The organism is Belnapia arida (assembly GCF_016773205.1).
Taxonomy (GTDB): Bacteria; Pseudomonadota; Alphaproteobacteria; order Acetobacterales; family Acetobacteraceae; genus Belnapia; species Belnapia arida.
Genome location: NZ_JAETWB010000038.1, coordinates 14,015 through 30,924, shown reverse-complemented (window position 1 = coordinate 30,924; position 16,910 = coordinate 14,015). Strand labels below are relative to the sequence as shown.

At 66.0% G+C, this 16,910-nt stretch carries 23 protein-coding genes and 1 pseudogene; 12 read left to right on the top strand and 12 right to left on the bottom strand.

Features of this window, described 5'->3' with window-relative positions; translation table 11 throughout:
- The 3 genes and pseudogenes from JMJ56_RS28150 to JMJ56_RS28140 all read left to right on the top strand — a co-directional run.
- Positions 1-231, top strand: a pseudogene (locus JMJ56_RS28150) (hypothetical protein); the annotation flags it as partial.
- Between the two features lie 44 nt (positions 232-275).
- Positions 276-560 carry a hypothetical protein gene (locus JMJ56_RS28145; protein WP_202835074.1) on the top strand — a complete coding sequence of 95 codons (285 nt, stop codon included), beginning with the start codon at positions 276-278 and terminating at the stop codon, positions 558-560.
- A 107-nt stretch (positions 561-667) separates the two neighbouring features.
- A complete protein-coding gene (locus tag JMJ56_RS28140; protein ID WP_202835073.1) occupies positions 668-868 on the top strand; it encodes a hypothetical protein in 201 nt (66 codons plus the stop codon).
- A gap of 71 nt (positions 869-939) precedes the next feature.
- Here JMJ56_RS28140 and JMJ56_RS28135 read toward each other — a convergent pair whose 3' ends face one another.
- Both JMJ56_RS28135 and JMJ56_RS28130 read right to left on the bottom strand, forming a co-directional pair.
- Complete coding sequence (locus tag JMJ56_RS28135) at positions 940-1,296, bottom strand: hypothetical protein (protein ID WP_202835072.1); 357 nt, start codon at positions 1,294-1,296, stop codon at positions 940-942.
- Between the two features lie 56 nt (positions 1,297-1,352).
- Positions 1,353-1,694 (bottom strand): hypothetical protein, encoded by a 342-nt coding sequence (locus JMJ56_RS28130; RefSeq protein WP_202835071.1) that lies wholly within the window; start codon positions 1,692-1,694, stop codon positions 1,353-1,355.
- 187 nt (positions 1,695-1,881) lie between these two features.
- Between JMJ56_RS28130 and JMJ56_RS28125 the strand changes: the two genes are divergently transcribed.
- Positions 1,882-2,118 (top strand): hypothetical protein, encoded by a 237-nt coding sequence (locus tag JMJ56_RS28125; protein ID WP_202835070.1) that lies wholly within the window; start codon positions 1,882-1,884, stop codon positions 2,116-2,118.
- A gap of 61 nt (positions 2,119-2,179) precedes the next feature.
- On the opposite strand, the gene JMJ56_RS28120 is transcribed toward JMJ56_RS28125, so the two are convergent.
- The 6 genes from JMJ56_RS28120 to JMJ56_RS28095 form a co-directional block, all read right to left on the bottom strand.
- A complete protein-coding gene (locus tag JMJ56_RS28120; RefSeq protein WP_328702492.1) occupies positions 2,180-2,923 on the bottom strand; it encodes a Crp/Fnr family transcriptional regulator in 744 nt (247 codons plus the stop codon).
- 332 nt (positions 2,924-3,255) lie between these two features.
- A complete protein-coding gene (locus JMJ56_RS28115) occupies positions 3,256-3,474 on the bottom strand; it encodes a hypothetical protein (protein ID WP_202835069.1) in 219 nt (72 codons plus the stop codon).
- Positions 3,471-3,734, bottom strand: a complete 264-nt coding sequence (locus JMJ56_RS28110) for a hypothetical protein (protein ID WP_202835068.1) — start codon at positions 3,732-3,734, stop codon at positions 3,471-3,473. The genes JMJ56_RS28115 and JMJ56_RS28110 overlap by 4 nt, the downstream gene beginning before the upstream one ends.
- 132 nt (positions 3,735-3,866) lie before the next feature.
- Complete coding sequence (locus JMJ56_RS28105) at positions 3,867-4,301, bottom strand: hypothetical protein (RefSeq protein WP_202835067.1); 435 nt, start codon at positions 4,299-4,301, stop codon at positions 3,867-3,869.
- Positions 4,298-4,669: a hypothetical protein gene (locus JMJ56_RS28100; protein ID WP_202835066.1), complete on the bottom strand. Its 372-nt coding sequence runs from the start codon at positions 4,667-4,669 to the stop codon at positions 4,298-4,300. The genes JMJ56_RS28105 and JMJ56_RS28100 overlap by 4 nt, the downstream gene beginning before the upstream one ends.
- Positions 4,670-4,844: 175 nt before the next feature.
- On the bottom strand, positions 4,845-5,297 hold the full coding sequence (locus JMJ56_RS28095; protein WP_202835065.1) for a hypothetical protein: 453 nt from the start codon (positions 5,295-5,297) through the stop codon (positions 4,845-4,847).
- A 29-nt stretch (positions 5,298-5,326) separates the two neighbouring features.
- Here JMJ56_RS28095 and JMJ56_RS28090 point away from each other — a divergent pair, with 29 nt between their 5' ends.
- Complete coding sequence (locus JMJ56_RS28090) at positions 5,327-5,710, top strand: helix-turn-helix domain-containing protein (protein ID WP_328702491.1); 384 nt, start codon at positions 5,327-5,329, stop codon at positions 5,708-5,710.
- A 971-nt stretch (positions 5,711-6,681) separates the two neighbouring features.
- The gene (locus JMJ56_RS28085; protein WP_328702490.1) at positions 6,682-7,053 is read left to right on the top strand and encodes a MarR family transcriptional regulator; all 372 of its coding nucleotides are present in this window, start codon (positions 6,682-6,684) and stop codon (positions 7,051-7,053) included.
- A gap of 284 nt (positions 7,054-7,337) precedes the next feature.
- On the opposite strand, the gene JMJ56_RS28080 is transcribed toward JMJ56_RS28085, so the two are convergent.
- Positions 7,338-7,583, bottom strand: a complete 246-nt coding sequence (locus JMJ56_RS28080) for a hypothetical protein (RefSeq protein ID WP_202835064.1) — start codon at positions 7,581-7,583, stop codon at positions 7,338-7,340.
- Positions 7,584-7,952: 369 nt separating this feature from the next.
- Here JMJ56_RS28080 and JMJ56_RS28075 point away from each other — a divergent pair, with 369 nt between their 5' ends.
- Entirely contained in the window at positions 7,953-8,195 is a 243-nt protein-coding gene (locus JMJ56_RS28075) for a hypothetical protein (RefSeq protein ID WP_202835063.1), read from the top strand.
- A 309-nt stretch (positions 8,196-8,504) separates the two neighbouring features.
- Positions 8,505-9,653: a sensor histidine kinase gene (locus JMJ56_RS28070; RefSeq protein ID WP_202835062.1), complete on the top strand. Its 1,149-nt coding sequence runs from the start codon at positions 8,505-8,507 to the stop codon at positions 9,651-9,653.
- Between the two features lie 31 nt (positions 9,654-9,684).
- Here the strand turns inward: JMJ56_RS28070 and JMJ56_RS35065 are convergent, their stop codons facing one another.
- The 3 genes from JMJ56_RS35065 to JMJ56_RS28060 form a co-directional block, all read right to left on the bottom strand.
- Positions 9,685-9,813, bottom strand: coding sequence for a hypothetical protein (locus JMJ56_RS35065; RefSeq protein WP_268885128.1), 129 nt, complete (start codon positions 9,811-9,813; stop codon positions 9,685-9,687).
- Between the two features lie 1,614 nt (positions 9,814-11,427).
- Positions 11,428-11,655, bottom strand: coding sequence for a hypothetical protein (locus JMJ56_RS28065; RefSeq protein ID WP_202835061.1), 228 nt, complete (start codon positions 11,653-11,655; stop codon positions 11,428-11,430).
- A gap of 15 nt (positions 11,656-11,670) precedes the next feature.
- Positions 11,671-11,832, bottom strand: a complete 162-nt coding sequence (locus JMJ56_RS28060; protein WP_202835060.1) for a hypothetical protein — start codon at positions 11,830-11,832, stop codon at positions 11,671-11,673.
- Between the two features lie 233 nt (positions 11,833-12,065).
- Here JMJ56_RS28060 and JMJ56_RS28055 point away from each other — a divergent pair, with 233 nt between their 5' ends.
- Genes JMJ56_RS28055 through JMJ56_RS28040 form a run of 4 tightly spaced genes read left to right on the top strand, consistent with a single transcriptional unit; the run spans position 12,066 to position 16,905 of the window.
- Positions 12,066-13,679, top strand: coding sequence for an ABC transporter substrate-binding protein (locus JMJ56_RS28055; RefSeq protein ID WP_202835059.1), 1,614 nt, complete (start codon positions 12,066-12,068; stop codon positions 13,677-13,679).
- Positions 13,680-13,694: 15 nt separating this feature from the next.
- The gene (locus JMJ56_RS28050; RefSeq protein ID WP_202835058.1) at positions 13,695-13,889 is read left to right on the top strand and encodes a hypothetical protein; all 195 of its coding nucleotides are present in this window, start codon (positions 13,695-13,697) and stop codon (positions 13,887-13,889) included.
- A complete protein-coding gene (locus tag JMJ56_RS28045) occupies positions 13,886-15,289 on the top strand; it encodes an amidase (RefSeq protein ID WP_202835057.1) in 1,404 nt (467 codons plus the stop codon). Before JMJ56_RS28050 ends, JMJ56_RS28045 begins: the two co-directional genes overlap by 4 nt.
- Entirely contained in the window at positions 15,286-16,905 is a 1,620-nt protein-coding gene (locus JMJ56_RS28040) for an amidase (protein WP_202835056.1), read from the top strand. The genes JMJ56_RS28045 and JMJ56_RS28040 overlap by 4 nt, the downstream gene beginning before the upstream one ends.
- Positions 16,906-16,910 lie beyond the last annotated feature (5 nt).

The window sequence follows — 16,910 nt, the reverse complement described above, 5'->3', positions numbered from 1 at the left end:
CCCGAGCAAACCGCGGCTGCCGGCCCGCTGGGTGGCCCCTCCTACACCTACCGCGGCGCCGTCATCGACTGCCTGAAAGCCGGGCATGTCTGCTTGCTGCGGATGCCCGGCCACCCGCTCGACGGCCACGGCTTCGGCGTGGCCGGCACCATCACGCCGCTGGTCGACCTGTGGGTGGAGGAGAAGCGACTGCCCAGCTACATGCGCCTTGTCGCACCGACGAAGCCCTGACCCGCTTCGATCACCTCATCCGCATCGCCGACCGGCTGGGCCAGGTGTCCGCCGGCAGCCCAGAGGCGGACCAGGCCATCCATGACGTGCTCGGCCGCGCCGGCACGGTTCTGCCCTACACGACCGAGACGGGTGCCGCGGCGCAGCTCATGCCGCCCGGCTTCGAATGGCGGGAGAACACCCATGCCGGAGGGCTTGTCTATGCCTCATGCCGGCGGAGCGGGACGGGCGGGAAATGGCGGCATCCGCACCACGGGCAGTGGAGCGCGACCAAGCCGCTGTCCATGTGCGGGACAGCGATGCAGGCGCGGGCGATGCTGGCGCGTTGAAACGGATCTTCAAAAATTTCGCCAGTGGACCGCACATGTAGCAACCCTACTATCGGGGCGCCGTTGAAGGTGCTTATTGCGCTTTTTTATCGCCCGGAAAACACCCAATGGTTGTGTCACCCGATGCTCAGGGACTGCTCCCCTCCGCGCTGCAGCGCGTGAGACGGCTCCGCGCGCTTGCCAAGGACTGCCGCGACTTGGCTCAGCTCATCCAATACCGGCCCGATCAAGAGAGCATGCTCGAGATGGCCCAGCAACACGATGCTGAGGCTGACCAGATCGAGACTGATGCGACGCTGGAAAAGTAGGGCCTGCCGCGGCGACGATTAGCGTCTACACTGGTGACGTTCCGAATCAGCAACGCTACATTTTAGCCCGCCTAGACGCTTGTTGGATCCAGCGCATGCACTCCTAGCCGAGCCGCCGCAGCCTTGAGCTGTTCGACGGCGCCCTCGCGCCATTGATGCCGGGTCAGCAGCTTGGCCGCCTCGGCCGGCGGCAGCCCAAGGGCGGCGCCGATCTCAGCGGGCTTGGTGATGCCCCGCTCATCCAACTCGCGGCCGATCGCCATCTTCAACCGGATCATGGTCAAGCGGTCAGTGGTCCGGCGCCGGCGCTCCTCGGGCGAGATCTTCGGCTTTGCGGGCGGCATCTGGTCGGGGAGCAGGCTCATGGCATGGATGTCGGTCACCGCCGCAGTCGATACCAGATGGGACATGATGAAGCTGCCGGACATGCAAAGGGGCGCCAAAGGCGCTCCATGCAATCTTACCAACCTGGCTCGTGGTGTTGTTAACCGCCGCGGCGGCTAAACTGGCCAGCGAAGGTCGGGCTGGCAGCCTGCGCCGGGACATACACCAGCGTCTGCTCGCGGCCACCGCCGACCAGCTGGGCCACACTGCCGCTTTGCTGCTGCCTCGTGGTCTGGCCCGAATAGGCAATGCTGCGGTTGGTGCTTTCGCCGGTGATGCGGGCATAGCCGCCACCGACCACATTCTGGCTCGGCGCCACGTACTCAACGCGGGGGCCACCATCGGCGCCGCCACCCACCAGGCGGGGGCCGTGGTCTTGCGCCTGGGCAGCGCCCACGGCACCGAGGGCGATCAGCGAGGCAAATACAGTGGTGCGGAACATGGCTTGGTTCTCCGTCTCGGAGGCCGGCAGTTCAGGGCGTGACGCTCGGCCGGCCTTGCTTGAGGCGGAAGATGATCCCGGCATCGGCTCAGCACCAATATGAAGCCTGGATGCCATGCATCCACCAGATGGATGAACGGCGCGGCGCTTCCACAGTTACCTGGAAGCCTCGAGACAGGAGGATGCCATGCCACGCCGCCCCACCATGTCCATGCAGGATCGCACATTGGAGACGGCCATAGACCGCTATTGCGCCGCCTTTGGCCGCGATGCGCTGCCCTGCATCGCAGGCCTCGACAGTGCCATGGCGAATGCTGCTGCGGTCATGCTGGCTGATGCGGTCACGGCTCGGCGCCCGTTGCGATACTGCGCCATCGCTGATGCGCTCGGGGGGCCGCAGCCGCCAGAATGCGCGTCGCTGTAGGCCTGTTGAACTTCGACCCTATCTGCCTCGCCGCCGCGGCCCAGGACAGCGCCAGCCCTTGTCACCATCGGTAGGGGATCTCACCAGGTGGGAGGCCAAACAGCCGATCGCGGGCGCGGCGGACGATGCCGTAGCACTCGCAGGCGACCGCCTCGAGGCCGGGGCGGTCGGTGATGGTGATGCGGCCACCGCCGTAGCGGATCAGCCCGGCTTTTTGTAAGGCGCCGGCGGCTACCGTGACCCCGGCTCGGCGCACTGCCAGCATCATGCTGAGCATCTCATGGGTAAACGGCAAGGTGTCGCCTTCGACCCGGTCGTGTGCCATCAGCAGCCAACGCGCGAGGCGCTGATCGATTTGGTGGCGGCCGTTGCAGGCGCCGGTGCGCGCCACTTGGCCATGATGGACCAGGGCGTAGCGGTTCAGCAGGCGCCGCAGATCGGGCAGGCGCTCCAGCGCCGCGCGGAAGGCTTCGGCCGAGATGCGGTAGCCGGTGCCGGCCATTTGGACGACGCCTTCCAGGTCATCGCGGTCGTCGTCCAGCAGGAGCGGCAGCCCGACGAAACCTTCATGACCCACCAAGCCAACCTCGGCGCCGTCGCCGTCGTCCAGGGTGGCCAGCATGGAGACCATGCCGGTCTCGACAAACCACGCCGCCACCATGGGCTGCTCAGGCGTCTGAAGCACCTCGCGGAAGGGCAGTTCGGCCGGTTCGAGTAGCGGCCAAAGCTCGGCGAGATCCTGAGGCGGCAGGGCTAGCAGCAGGCGGTTGCGCAGATCGGACGGGGGGGTGACAGGGGGAAGCACGGACGCGGCTCCTCGCTGGATGGGAGAGGAAGCACTGGCCTCTCTCAGTCACCTGCGTTACCGCCGCGAGTGCTGACGGGTACAGAGGCGTCTAATGCGAAGGCCACATTGATCGACGTCAGGGCCAACGCATGGAATGCGGCGGGGGTCGCGAACCGATGGCAGTCCGCGACCAGGGTGAGACAATGCCTGGCTCCCCCGCCACAAGCAGTATGCCGAGTGCCCTCGCGGAACGAGGGGCCACGAAGGTGCGAGGCCCTATCACAAGACAGCCGACTGAGCTCCGCGGCGGGGCTGGCCAAGCCCCCATCTTCAGCCGATCAGCGTACCGCTTAGGTATTCAGGTCTTGCGCCTCGCGCTTCAGGCGGAGGTGTTCCCGCATCAAGTCGAGCGTGGTCTCCAGCGCCACCAACAGCTTCCTAGCCATGGTGGCGTCTCGGTGATTGTCCCTGTCCATCTCCTCGATGATGAGGAGCTGGCGGGCGACGCGCTGCTCACACTCCCGAACGTGGCGCTCGGCCATGGCAAGCGGATCTTCGGGCGGGTTCATGCCCGCCCCATCGCCGTATCGCCGCCTGCCGCCGCTATGCGGGCTAACTCGGCTCGCGCTCCGGCGACGAAGGCTTGGACCATCTCGGCGCTCTCGGACGGTGTGTAGCCCGCGTCCCGAGCCGCCGCGGCGACCTGCTCGAAGGTGCGGCTGACCTGCTCTGGCACTTCGGCTGCGAGCATCTGCACCAACATCTCCTGCGCGAAGGCCGTGCCGGCTGCGCGGCTGTCGGTCAAATCCTCGGCGTTGAGACGGCTCATGCTCGCTCTCCACAGGGCTGTGGCTGGTTGGGCGGGGGCCTCGACGGCGGCTGACCGGCTGCGCAAAGAGGCGCAGGCTCATGCTGCACCTGTAACTGCTTTCAGTGCCAGCCGCGACGCCGTTGAGCCCGCTTAAATGCGTGCCGACTCCGGCACCCGCACCCCCAACCGGGCCGCTGCTGCCTCGAGCAGCGCCACCTCGCCCTCTTTCCAGAGGTCCCGGCTCAACAGGGCGGATGCTTTGTCGGGCAGCATCCCGAGGGCGTTGCCAGTCGCCTCGGGCGTGCTGACGCCTCTGGCCTCCAGCTTGCGGCGGATTGCCTCCCGGAGGTTGTCAGCCTCGGCCAGCTCCACCCGCCACGTAAAGGTCTCCACGCTGTCCCGGATGTCCCTCAGCCGGTGCCAGAGCTCGCCGGCCAGGTAGTTGAGCGCAAGCGCCTCCGGGCTGGTCTCGCCAACGCTGGCCTTCACCACCACCTCCAGGGCGTGCACCGCGCCCCAGGCGTCGTCGACCACTTGGGACATATCCTCCACGTCCACCCGGCTGATGTGCGCCCGCGCGTTCATGCCGTCCCCCGGTTCAGCGCCCGCAGGTCGCGCAGGCAGGAGCGCAGCAAGTCGGCCTCCTCGCCGCAGAGCGCGGTGGCGCCGTTGGCCTCGAACCACACCATCGCCGCGGCGAGCTTGGTCTCCAGCTCGGGCAGGAAGCGGGCCGGCGCCTCGGCCAGCCGCTCTGTCGCCTCGAGCTGACGCTCGCACCAGGCATCGTAGCCCGCGTCGCCGAGGCCGTTGCTGAGGCTGGGATGCCGATACGGCTGGTAGGCCTGCCAGGCCGTGACGAAGGCCTCAGAGGCGGGGCGGCCACCATGGCGCCGGCTGCCACAGGCAGCGCGGCGGCGCTGATGACCTTGCGTGAGGCCTCGTAGGCCACCCAATGCGGGTTGGTCTCGTCGCAGTGGCGGTCGTCGCTGTTCAGGGCGTCGACCAGACCGGGATGTGCCTGGCAGAGCGCGATCAGCGCGGCGTCAGAGTGCAGCGGGACGGGCGAGGCGAGCACGGCGCCGCCGGCTGCGTCGGTCAGCAGGGTCGCGCCGAGGATGATGCGGCGCTTCATCCGAAGAACGCCCTGGCGAGGCCGGTGCGCAGGTTGGCAGGCATCCGATCGCCGTTGCGAAGATAGGCGGCGCGCACCTGGTCGGCGCTGGGGGTGATGCCCTGGAAGCTGGCGTCGGAGCGCACCGCCAGAGGAGAGGTCTCGGCGGGCTCGCTGTCCTGCAGCGGCGTGCCCATGCGGTCGAGGAGGTCGACCAGCGCCGCTACGGCGGCTTCGATGTCGGCCCAGCCGGTGCTGGCGGGGATGCGAAGGACGGGCCGCCGGTGGCGTCGGCGCCGAAGAAGATCTCGCCCGGCTTGGCGGAAGTCAGGATGCGCGCGAGAGGGGTATCGCTGGGTAGTCTTCTGGCGGCGAGGACGGTGGTGGTATGGACACAGGTAGCCATAGCTCGAACCTCCGATGTTCGGGTTGCGGTTAGGCCGGGCGCGGGGAGCTTCCACCTTCCCCATTCGGCCGCTCCACGATTGCGGAACGGCATATGATGTGCCATATGCAAAATATGAGCGCAAGCCGAAATGACACATCATATGCCATTTCGGCGGGACAGGTCCGTGCGGCCCGAGCGCTTGTGGGACTGACGCGGGAACAGCTCGCGCAAGCGAGCGGTGTGCCCATGCGTACCGTCGCCCGCATGGAGCTAGACGAGGGCACTCCTCAGCGTCGCACCCTTGACGCCATCCGCGCCGCCCTCGAGGCCGCCGGCGTCGACTTCATCGCGGAGAACGGCGGCGGCGCTGGAGTGCGGCTCCGAAGGTCATCAAGCCCAGCCGATGCCACTGCCCCAGCCGCGTTCGCCGAGACGACAGTGACCGCGCTCGACGCGCTCCCGACCAAAGCGGCCGAAGATACTGAGAAGCGGTGATGGTGCGTGCGATGCCATCCAGAAAGGCGAACGATGACATTACCCCCTGCTTTTCCACCTGCACCGACATCACGACCCGCATGGGTAAAGGAATGCCAGTTCATCGAGGGTGACGTGACAACGCCGGATGCGATGTGCAGAAAAGCGCTGAAGCCCGGCAGCGTCTACTGCAGGGAGCACCACGCGATGTGCTTCACGCCCTACAAGAAGCGATTGTCAGAACGGGTGCCTGAATAGGCCAGCGCAAGTTCATGCCCAAAAGCATCTGCGCCTTGCCTGACTACCAACCCTGATAGCCCGTCACCGGCGCATTCTGGTAGTACGCCTGATCGTCCCAATCCTCACCACGTCATGGCGGACCGGACTGCCTGCGGGGCTGCTATGGTGGAGCGGCTGGCTGTGGCGATGGCCGAGGCGGCCGAAGCGGCCGAGGATACGGAAAAGCAGGGTTGAAGGTGGCACGGAAAATGCGAGGAGGCTGAGGAAGTTCAGCGGGAGCTATGACGCTTTCCATAGTGAGGCTGCATGACACCAGCTGAAACCATCGCATTAGTCCTGGCACTCTCGCTGATGGGGAGTGTTCTATCCACCAGGACAGTCGAAACTCGAACGGGTGCCGTACTGATTGCGGTTGGGATGCTAGCGATCGCCCTGGTGGTCTTTCACCAATGGAGCCGTTAGAAACAAGGCGTCGCATCTCTTTGAGCAGCCATGCAAACCGATGAGGACCAGGCACCCAACCCAGAGATAGCCACTCTCCTGTTGCGCATCTTCGAAGAGGCGTTTGACCAGCACGAAATGCGGCAGCAGAAGGCTAGGTCAGCGGATACTTCAGGAAGTCCGTTTGCGGCAGCTGACCCTGTTGCTCGGCAAGTAGGGCTCGCCTCCCTGGAGGCGTTGGCAAGGTTCTCTGGCTATAAGGATTTAGCTTCAGCCTGCGATCGGCTTGTGTCGCTGGAAGAACACAAACAGTGAGCAATGACCCCGACCGCCTACTGCAGATCCTGCGCGCGACGTGCTTGTCCGAGGTTCGATCCGACCAGCCAGATCTGACCCTCCGTCAGATCGGCATAGCGCTGGTCGTCTACCAAGCGGACGAGCTGCAGACCATCCGCGGGTTGGCGAAGCATCTGAACATCAGCAAGTCGGTTGTCACCCGCGCGCTCGACCGGTTGGAAGAGCTCGAGCTGGCGTGCCGGACGACTGACGCCCGAGACCTTCGCAGCGTGCTGGTGCAGCGGACCGCCGGCGGGGCCGTGATGGTGGAGCGGCTGGGGACGGTAATGTCAAAGGAGGCAAAGGCAGATGCAACCACTCACCGGACAGACAGAAGCTCCACCTGATCAGTCCACATCAGCCGCGTCTCATCCAGAGGAGATGAGGGCAACTGTCGACTTCAGCGTCGGCAAGTATGCCTCGCTGAAAGCTACCGCCCGCACCACCCCAGCAGGCCTGATATCGGCCGGCGTCATGGTAGCTGCCATCGTTTTTGCTGCGGCCTCCCTCGTCCGAGCCACAAGGCGACGGCTGTAAAGCGAAAACAGAGCGCCGGACTATCACCGTAGATGCTTGGTGCCGAAGGGTGTCAGCACTATGGACACCCTTCCAGCCGCCTCGGCGCGCTTGCCTACCAGCCCCCGGACCACCCGCGGCTCAGCGTCTCATACGACGGATTGCCCCCGGTGCCGACGCGACCGATGGTGACGGTGCCAGGCTGCATCAGCGCGTTGGTCTGCTGGCTGTAGATCGAGTTGTTCAGGTAGCCGTTGACGGCGTTCCCGAGCCCCTGCGACGCGTTGCCGTAGATGCTGGCCTGGGCGCCGGCCGCGCTCACGTCGGCCTGGTCGCGGGCCCGGACCCAAATGTCGGTCATGTCAGCATGCGGCGAGCCGGGTGCGGCGCTCCTGGTGCTGGTCCCAGGAATCAGGCTGAGCATCCAGCTCGGCCAGCATAGGACCAACATCGAGGCCTCCATGTATCCGATGGAAGTACCGCAATATGCGCTTCCGTGTATCGGGAAGCCTGTTCTCTGCAAAAATTTACGCCGGCGCGTGCATGGCGCGCACTCTACAATAATATGTCAGTATTTCACAAGAAAATAGCGGTTTATACCATGACGTACATCACTTTTTGCTTGCAATTTGTGGTGGACGCGCGTGGTTTACAGTGGCGAGGGTCGGGCTCGCATCCAGTGGTGGCAAAGGCCCACCAGCGGGTGTCTGATCCTCTGGGGAGGGCTCCTATGGCTGACAATTCGGATGACCTCGGCGACGCTCGCAGCCGCACCGAAAATCAAGCCTTCCGTGACAAGGCAACCCGCGCGTCGGCAGGCAATCCCGAGATGGCTTACATGCCGCGCTGGGTGCCAATGGGTAACTGGCGCATGTCGAGCTTCGACCTCGTCGTCGTGCTTGTCGGCGTCGGGCTGATCATCATGGTCTTGGGCATGCGCCTGCTCGGCGTCATAGGCGAGGGCGCTGGCTAGATCTGCGCGCGGCAAGCATGGCGCCCAGCCGCGCGCCCCAGCGTCCCGCCGGGGCAGCACCAGGCCGAAGGGGCACCACTTCAGCTGAGGGCGGGGGGTATCAATCAGGCTTGGCGATTGCGCTCCGCCCACTCCTCCGCCGTCACCTCGGCCAGCGCCAAGGCTCTTAAGCGTCCCAGGTAGTTATTGCGCTGGGCATTCTAAATTCAGTGCAAGCTGGAAGACGGACGGAGACATAACTCATGATTTGCGGTAATCCGAGTTGAATTCAACTAAAGGTAAAGTTTGAGGGATATAGAAGCCACCTTCTTGGGCGACCTGCAGCTGGCACACCTTCGCCAGTATCATGAGATCCTGACCGATTTCGGTCGGATGGCTCCCGATACCAGTGACGTCGACCGCCTACTCCAGCTTGCCTGCGTTCAGGCAGCGCGCGGGATAGGCATCGCCCATTCCAAGGTCATGCGTTACCGCCCTGAAGTTGGCGATCTGCTAATCGTAGCAGGCGTTGGGTGGAAGCCGGGTGTGGTTGGGCATGTGGCCCTCGGCACGGACCTCGCTTCACCACCCGGTCGCGCTTTGCAAGTCCGCCAAGCCGTCGTGATTGACGATGTGCCGAACGATCCTGACTTCCGCTATGCGCCGGTTCTGCGCAAGCACGGCATCGTCTCAGCCCTGAATGTGCCTGTCGTCATTGACGGTAGCGTCTGGGGCGTCCTTGAGGTGGACAGTGAGACGCCTCGGCATTTTGGTGCAGATGACACGCAATTCCTGTCTGGCTTGGCCAATGTCCTTGGCTTGGCCCTACACGGCAGGTTCGGGTTGGCACAGGTTGCCGAAGCGGCGGCGGAAGCCACTCTCACCTTGGCCAAGGAACGGACGCTGCTTGAGGAGCTGAGGCACCGGAGCAAAAACGACCTTCAACTCGTCCTCGCCATGTTGGTCATGCAGAAACGCAAGCAGACGGATGATCAGTCCAGGCGTGGCTTTGAACATCTGATGAACCGAGTGACGGCAATCAGCATCGCCCACGACCAACTTGTGCCGAACAAGGGCGTCGGGAGGATCGAGCTGGCTGGTTATCTTCAGTCATTATGCGGCAACTTGGCGCTGCGACGGGAAAACATCCGGATCGAGACGGACTTGGCTCCTATCGAGCTTCCACATGAGGTGGCCGTCGCGCTCGCCCTCATCGTGAACGAGCTGACGACAAACGCGCTCAAATACGCCTTCCCAGAGGGACGGAGCGGCAGGATCGCGGTGAGCTTCAGAACCGATGGTCAAGGCGAAGGCTGTCTCCGTGTGCGCGATGACGGCGTTGGCATGGGACCACCGCGTGCAGGCAGTTCGGGATCAGAGCTAATCGCGCGCCTCGCTAAGCAGTTAGGAGGTCGGGTTGAACCCGAGAACCTGCCGGTGGGCACCGGCTTTGTAATCTCCTTCCCGCTGGTAACGTGACCTGACGTGAGGTCATTTGGGCGCTTCTGTGCTACCTGCCGCCAAACGCCGCCCGCCACAGCCCGTCGAGCCACTGCGCCTGGTCGGGCGGGAGACGTGCCGACACCTTCTGCCCATGCAGCCATTGGCGCAGCTGCTCGAGCCGGATCGGGTCCTGCATGGTCACTGTCGGCCGCCCGGCGAGCAAGTCCAGGATGCCCTGCAGGACCACTGGAAGCCATACAGAAGGGGGCAAAGCACCAGCGCAAAATAGATGAAGGCCCGCTCCGCCTTTCGAGAGAACGGGCCTCCAACTGGCAACTGCCGCAGCGGGGACCAACCAACGGCGGCAAGTGCATGCAACGAAGCACGCCACAGGTTTGTCCGCTACTGTTCCATCAGTAGTGGAACGATGCCAATCAAACTAGCTTTGCGCGGGTATAGCGGGAGGGGGTATGTACGGCTGCCTTGAACATCACCGACCGCTGGTTAGTGCCTCGATCGGAGCTCAACGTCGGACCACTGTCCGACAAGCAACGGCACATCGCCAGGTATAAGGGCGTAGGCCTCAATCATGTGGTTCGTGTTCAAAGCGAACGTCACTGCAAAAATTAGCTCTTGCTCCGTGCCTTCGGCCTGAAGTTTCACGCGTCGGCGCCAATGACCACCATCACGGCCAAGTTGCGTCCAGCTGCCCTCGGCAGCCACTTCATGACCAAAATCGTAACAGCGTAGTCGGTGTTCAGCGGCGCGCAGGCGGCGCGCAGCAAGTCGTTCGTACGACTGCCTATGATTGGTCACGAGCGCTTCTTCCCGACCTGGTTTCCTAGCCATGGAAGCAAGCGTAGAACAAAATTATTAACCTCTGGTTGTGAGAGAGAAGCCAATACCATCGAGAGCCATGGCAAAAGCAGTACCGCCATAGCCCGACCTCAACGGCATCATTCAGGCGACCGCCCATAGCAGGCCATCCACCCCCTCCACCATAACCTCGGTTAGTGGATACGGGATGCGCCGCAGGATCGCCGGCGAGGCCACGCTGGAGCGGCGCCAGGGCGGCTGCGGGGTGTCAGCGGCCCTCACTCTGGCCCACGGCGCTGGCGGCCTCACTGACGCATCCTGACGGGTTTCCAATGGTAGGCGCCACGCCTCCACACACGTCTGCATCCTCAACCCGGTTATGCGGGCGCGGCAGGGGACGAGCGGAAGGCCACGACCTCGGCCGAGACCAGCGGGAGGATCACCCCCGCCTCGCGGAGCATCTTCAGCACCGAGTTATCCGTGCAACGCAGATCCGGTTACAGCAGGTGCTCCCACGTGGGCAGCTGCAATCTGGCTGCGTAAAGGATAGGCATACAGGCCTTTTTGGCTTGCTTTGAGTTCATGTTGCGGCGCAGCATAAGCGTAAGTGAGGGGAGGGACAGGCATAGGAGCTTTGCCATGGTCGCCTTCCTGGTCGGTACAGCAGCAATCCTGGTGGTGAGCCTCGCTGTTCGGGTTGCCATAGATGAGCTTGCGGCTCGCTGGGCCCAAGGATCTCTAGACGCCCCCCGCAGTCTCCATGGCTCCTGATCAAGGATGTCAGACGATGAAGCCCGCGTCCCAGCCGCGGCGCCGAGCCACATGGAACGGGACATGATGCGGCTGTTGAGCAGTGCTCAAAAGGCTGCTGGTAGCAACGCTCCAGCTCGAGTTTGCGGCCTCAAGGTGGTGTTCTCGCTTGAAGGGGATGCGGCTGTGACTTGGGAGATCAGCAATATCCTGAATGGACCAGAGCGGTAATGCAGAGCGGACCCTACACAGCGGTCCGCGCCTTCACCCGGTCCGGATACCACTCAGTGAACTTGAACGCTCCGACCAGTGCCAAAACGATCGCGGCAATCCCCAAGCGGGGTGGCATGTCTGGCAAGGTGAGCAAGGCCAGCTCGGCGGCCACCATGACCGCGAAGGCCAACGCCCAGGCGCTCGTGATGACGTAGTTGGTCCGGACGAACTCCGGCGCGTTCCACAGCTCCGGCGCCACATGCTCACGGGCGTACTACAAGGTGAAGGGCCGGCGCATGGCCATCGAGGCAAGCACAATCAGCAGCAGCCCCGCATCCACCATGAGCCTGACTGCGATGACCGACCAGGTGGGTTGGTTCAGCAGGGCGTACAGCGCTAGGCCCCCGAACAGGATCGCGGTGCCTATCTTGAGCACCTTGGCTGTCCTTCTCAACACCTCCACCTTGGCACATCGGTGCCGTCGGGGGGCGTCCCATCAATGCCGTTGGCGATGCCAAACGTGGCTTCTGTAGTTATTTCGGAATGAATTCTTTGAATTTTGCAAAGCTGCGACCTAGTCCGGCTCCGGGTTGACGTCGCTACCGGGCCGCTGCCACGATCTCTACGCCCGGGAGAGAACACGCCGCACGGCCTGATGGAGGCCTCGGCATGCGCAACACCACGCTCACGCGCCGCACCCTGCTTGGGGCTGCGCTCACCCTGCCCGCCTGGGATCCGGCACTCGCCCAGTTCCCTGGCAGCACGCTCCGCGTCGGCATGACGCTGGCCGCGATCCCGCTGTCGAACGGTTGTCCCGATCAGGGCGGCGAAGGCCAGCGCTTCATGGGCATCACGCTCTACAATTTCCTGGTCGAGTGGGATCTCTCGCGTGGCGATCGGCCGACACCGCTGAAGCCCGGTCTGGCCACAGCATGGCAAGCTGATCCGGCGAACCCGAAGCGCTGGTGGTTCGAGGTCCGCCCAAGCGTGCGCTTCCACGACGGCAAGATCCTCACGGCGGAGGATGTCGCCTTCAGCTTCGACCGTGCATTCCGCCGGGATGCGGCCTGGTTCGATCCGCGCGCCAATGCGCAGGTGCAGCTCCGACTGCCGACCATCGCCGATTGGGGCGTGGAAGGGCCAGACCGCTTCTGGCTCGAGACCATCTACCCCGACAGCACCGTGCCCTACGGCGTCGGCTATATCGGCATCACCCACAAGGGCGCCTGGGAGGCGGCGGGGAAGTCCTGGGACGCCTTCCTGAACCGTGCCGTCGGCACAGGCCCGTGGAAGCTGGAAAGCTTCGCCATCCGCGAGCGCGCCGTGCTGGTCCGCAATACGGATCATTGGGAAGCGTCGCGCATCCCGCGTTGCGAACGCCTGGTGCTGCTGCCGCTGCCCGATGCCAACACCCGCGTCGCCGCGCTGCGCAGCGGCCAGGTGGACTTCATTGAGGCGCCGCCGCCAGATGCCATGGCTTCACTCCGCGCCGCCGGCTTCCAGACGGTGGTGAACGAGTATCCGCATAACTGGACCTGGCACTTCTCCATGCTGGAGGGCTCGCCCTGGCGCGACCCGCGCATCCGCAAGGCGGCCAACCTCGCCATCGACCGGTCGGGGATGAAGGCGATGCTCGGCGGCACCATGCTGGAGGGCGCCGGCATCGTCACGCCGGACAGCCCCTGGTACGGCACGCCCTCCTTCAAGCTCGAATACGCGCCCGACAAAGCCCGCGCCCTGCTCGCCGAGGCCGGCTACGGACCGCGCAACCCGCTGAAGACCAAGGTCGCCATCTCGGCCGGTGGCTCGGGCCAGATGCAGCCGCTGGCGATGAACGAGGTGTTGCAGCAGAATCTCAAGGATGCCGGCATCGAGGTTGACTACGAGGTGCTGGAGTGGAACGCCCTTCTCGTCATTCGGCGCGAGGGCGCGGCGAAGGCGGCGCAGCGCGGCATCACCGCCATCAACGTCTCCTACGGCGCAGGCGATCCCTTCACGGGATTCATGCGCCTGATGAAAGCCGACATGGCGGCGCCCATGGGCGGTAACTGGGGCAACCTCAACGACCCGGTGCTGGAGCCGCTGTTCCAGGCCGCCTTCGCCAGCATGGACCCGGCGGAGCAGGACAGGATCGTCGCCCGCATCCACACCCGGGTGGTGGACGAGGCGCTGTTCCTCTTCGTCGCCCACGATCTCAATCCACGCGCCATGAGCCGGCGGGTCAAGGGCTTCGTCCAAGCCCGCAATTGGTCGCAGGATCTTACCCCGATCAGCCTTTCGTAAGACAGGAGCATGTCCTTGCCCGAGGATTTCGAACTCGACTTCCAGTCGGCGCTGCGTGTCGCCGGCGTCACCGTGCCGGAGGACCGCCACGTCATCATGCTTGACGCCTATCGCTCCTACCGCGCCCTCGTCGCCATCCTCGACGAGCCGATGTCCTATGCCGAGGAGCCTGCTGCCGCGCCGCGCCTGGCCGCGAGCCCGCGCCGATGACGCCGCCGCCCGTCCCGGGCCTTGCCGAGGCCTCCGCCGCCATCGCCGCCGGCACCCTCTCGCCGGTCGCGCTCTGCGAGCAGGCCCTGGCCCGCATCGCCGCGCTTGACCCCGCGCTCGACGTCTTCATCACCCTGATAGCCGACCGCGCTCGCGCCACTGCCGCCAAGGCGGAGGCCGAGATCAAGGCCGGCCGCCGGCGAAGCCCGCTGCACGGCATTCCCTATGCGCTGAAGGACATCTACGACGTCGCCGGCCTGCCGACGACGGCGCATTCCCGCGTCCTGATCGGTCGCAACGCACCGGTCGAGGACAGCGACGCCGCCGCGCGGCTGGAAGCCGCTGGCATGGTGCTGCTCGGCAAGGTGGCGACGCATGAATTCGCCCGCGGCGGGGTGCGCGACGACGACCTGCCCTTCCCCCGCGCCAAGAACCCATGGAACCCGGCCCATTTCGCCGGCGGCTCCTCCTCCGGCTCGGGCGCCGGCGTCGCCTCCGGGATGATGGCGCTGGCTATGGGCTCCGATACCGGCGGCTCGATCCGCCTGCCCGCCGCCTTCTCCGGCTGCGTCGGGCTGAAGCCGACCTATGGCCGCCTCAGCCGCCGTGGCGTGGTGCCACTCTCCTTCGGCATGGACCATACCGGGCCGCTGACCCGCACCGTCGAGGACTGCGCGCTGGCGATGCAGGTGCTCGCGGGCCACGACCCGGCCGATCCGGGCTCCGCCGACGTCCCGGTCGACGACTACCTCGCCCATCTCCGCGACGGCGTGCGCGGCCTGCGCCTCGGCTATGCCCGGGCCTATGGCATCGAGGGCGGCATCGATGCCGAGATGCAGGCGGCGACGGATGCCGCGGTCGAGGTGCTGCGCGTCCTCGGCGCCGAGGTGATCGAGGTCACGCTGCCGCCGCTTCGCCGCTTCGAAGCCGCGGCCTGGACCATCATCCATGCCGAGAGCTTCGCCATCCACCAGCAGGATCTACGCACCCGCCCCGAGGCTTATGGCCGCACCACGCGGGAGCGCATCATGCTGGGCGCCTTCGTCACCGGCCCGCACTACGTCCAGGCCCAGCGCCTGCGCCACGCGCTGACGCGGGAAGTGGACGCGCTGTTCGGCGAGGTGGATGCCATCCTCTCCGCCCCGGCCCATGGCGCCGCGCCGCTGGCGGCCGAGTCCGACGACGGCCCCTGGCGCCGCGCCCAGCCTATCACCGCGGCCTTTAACGTCACCGGCCACCCAGCGCTCTGCCTGCCGGCCGGCGTCGCGGCGAACGGGCTGCCGCTCTCCCTGCAGATTGCCGGCCGCGCCTTCGCCGAAGCCGAGGTGCTGCGCATCGGCCATGCTTATGAGCAGGCAACGGAATGGCACACCCGCCGGCCGCCCGAGCCCGGGGCATGAGCGACGACCTCTGCTTCCTCACCATCGCCGAGGCCGCCCGGGGCATCGCTGCGCGCGACCTCTCGCCCGTGGAGCTGACCGAGGCCTATCTGGCACGCATCGCCGCACAGGATGGCGTGCTGCGGAGCTTCGTCCGCGTCACGCCGGAGGCGGCGCTTGCCGCCGCCCGTCAGGCCGAGGCGGCGATCATGCGCGGTGGCCTGCGCGGCCCGCTGCACGGCATCCCCTTCGCGTTGAAGGACATCTTCGACAGCGAAGGGCTGCCGACCACCGGGCATTCCGCCCGCTGCCTCGACACCGTCGCCACCGAGGATGCCGAGGCGACCGCGCGGCTGAAGACGGCCGGTGCCGTCCCGCTCGGCAAGCTGGCAACGCATGAATTCGCCACCGGCGGCCCCTCCTGGGATCTGCCCTTCCCGCCTGCCCGCAACCCCTGGGACCTGACGCGCTTCCCCGGCGGCTCCTCCTCCGGCTCCGGCGTGGCTGTGGCCGCCGGCCTCACCCCCGGCGCCATGGGGTCGGATACCGGCGGCTCCATCCGCCTGCCCGCCGCCTTCTGCGGTACGGCAGGCCTCAAGCCGAGCTATGGCCGCGTCAGCAAACGCGGCGTGCTGCCGCTCTCCTACACCCTCGACAATGCCGGGCCGCTGGCCTGGACGGTGGAGGATTGCGCCATCCTGCTCCAGGCCATCGCCGGGCATGACCCGCGCGACCCAGCCAGCGCCGATCTCCCGGTGCCAGACTATCGCGCCGATCTGCACGCCGGCATCAAGGGCATGCGGATAGGCCTTGTCCGCCACTGGTACGAAGCGGACCGCCGCGCCAGCGACGCCACCATCGCCGCCATGGACGCCGCCGTGGAGGTCCTGCGCGCCCTTGGCGCCGAGGTGCGGGAGGTGACGCTGCATCCGCTCGCCGCCTATCAAGCCACCATGCGCGTCATCGGCGCCGCCGAGAGCTTCGCCATCCATGCCGACTGGCTGCGCAGCCGCCCAGGGGATTACGGCGAGGTTTTCCGCTACCGCATCCTACCCGGCGCCCTGGTCACCGGTCCCGACTACGTCCAGGCCCAGCGCGTCCAGCGTATCCTCGTCGCGGAGATGCGGGCCGCGCTCGGCGAGGTCGATGCCCTGCTCACCGCCACCACCTGGGGCGAGGCGCCGGTCATGGCGGAGATGCGGGCGGAGGCCAACTTCGCTGCCCCGCCGCTGACCAACCCCTGGAACGTGGCGCAGCTGCCTTGCCTTGCTCTCTGCTGCGGCTTCGGGCCGGGCGGATTGCCCCTGTCCCTGCAATTCGCAACGCGGCCCTTCGGCGAGGCGCTGCTACTGCGGATCGGCCAGACCTATGAGGCGGCGACACCCTGGCGCGCGCGCCGCCCGGCCATCCCGGCGAAAGGGCCGCCCGAATACCCCGTCAGCCAGGCGGCTCCGCTGCCCGAGCCCGATTGGGCCGCCACCATCGCGGCGCTGGCTGGGCATGCCGCCATCGCACCCGACCCGGCGCAATTCGCGCAGCTCGCCGAGGCCATGCCGCATCTCGATGCCATGATCGCCGCGCTGCCGCGTGACCTGCCCTTCGGCGCCGAGCCGGCCAACAGCACGATCCTGGAGTGAGCGCG

Coding starts and splice junctions, on each gene's coding strand:
- JMJ56_RS28080 (WP_202835064.1), bottom strand. CDS start 7,583: ATGACCGACATTTGGGTCCGGGCCCGCGACCAGGCCGACGTGAGCGCG.
- JMJ56_RS28075 (WP_202835063.1), top strand. CDS start 7,953: ATGGCTGACAATTCGGATGACCTCGGCGACGCTCGCAGCCGCACCGAA.
- JMJ56_RS28055 (WP_202835059.1), top strand. CDS start 12,066: ATGCGCAACACCACGCTCACGCGCCGCACCCTGCTTGGGGCTGCGCTC.
- JMJ56_RS28095 (WP_202835065.1), bottom strand. CDS start 5,297: ATGGGGAAGGTGGAAGCTCCCCGCGCCCGGCCTAACCGCAACCCGAAC.
- JMJ56_RS28140 (WP_202835073.1), top strand. CDS start 668: ATGGTTGTGTCACCCGATGCTCAGGGACTGCTCCCCTCCGCGCTGCAG.
- JMJ56_RS28045 (WP_202835057.1), top strand. CDS start 13,886: ATGACGCCGCCGCCCGTCCCGGGCCTTGCCGAGGCCTCCGCCGCCATC.
- JMJ56_RS28110 (WP_202835068.1), bottom strand. CDS start 3,734: ATGAGCCGTCTCAACGCCGAGGATTTGACCGACAGCCGCGCAGCCGGC.
- JMJ56_RS35065 (WP_268885128.1), bottom strand. CDS start 9,813: ATGCAGGACCCGATCCGGCTCGAGCAGCTGCGCCAATGGCTGCATGGG.
- JMJ56_RS28135 (WP_202835072.1), bottom strand. CDS start 1,296: ATGTCCGGCAGCTTCATCATGTCCCATCTGGTATCGACTGCGGCGGTG.
- JMJ56_RS28105 (WP_202835067.1), bottom strand. CDS start 4,301: ATGAACGCGCGGGCGCACATCAGCCGGGTGGACGTGGAGGATATGTCC.
- JMJ56_RS28125 (WP_202835070.1), top strand. CDS start 1,882: ATGCCACGCCGCCCCACCATGTCCATGCAGGATCGCACATTGGAGACG.
- JMJ56_RS28115 (WP_202835069.1), bottom strand. CDS start 3,474: ATGAACCCGCCCGAAGATCCGCTTGCCATGGCCGAGCGCCACGTTCGG.
- JMJ56_RS28130 (WP_202835071.1), bottom strand. CDS start 1,694: ATGTTCCGCACCACTGTATTTGCCTCGCTGATCGCCCTCGGTGCCGTG.
- JMJ56_RS28090 (WP_328702491.1), top strand. CDS start 5,327: ATGATGTGCCATATGCAAAATATGAGCGCAAGCCGAAATGACACATCA.
- JMJ56_RS28040 (WP_202835056.1), top strand. CDS start 15,286: ATGAGCGACGACCTCTGCTTCCTCACCATCGCCGAGGCCGCCCGGGGC.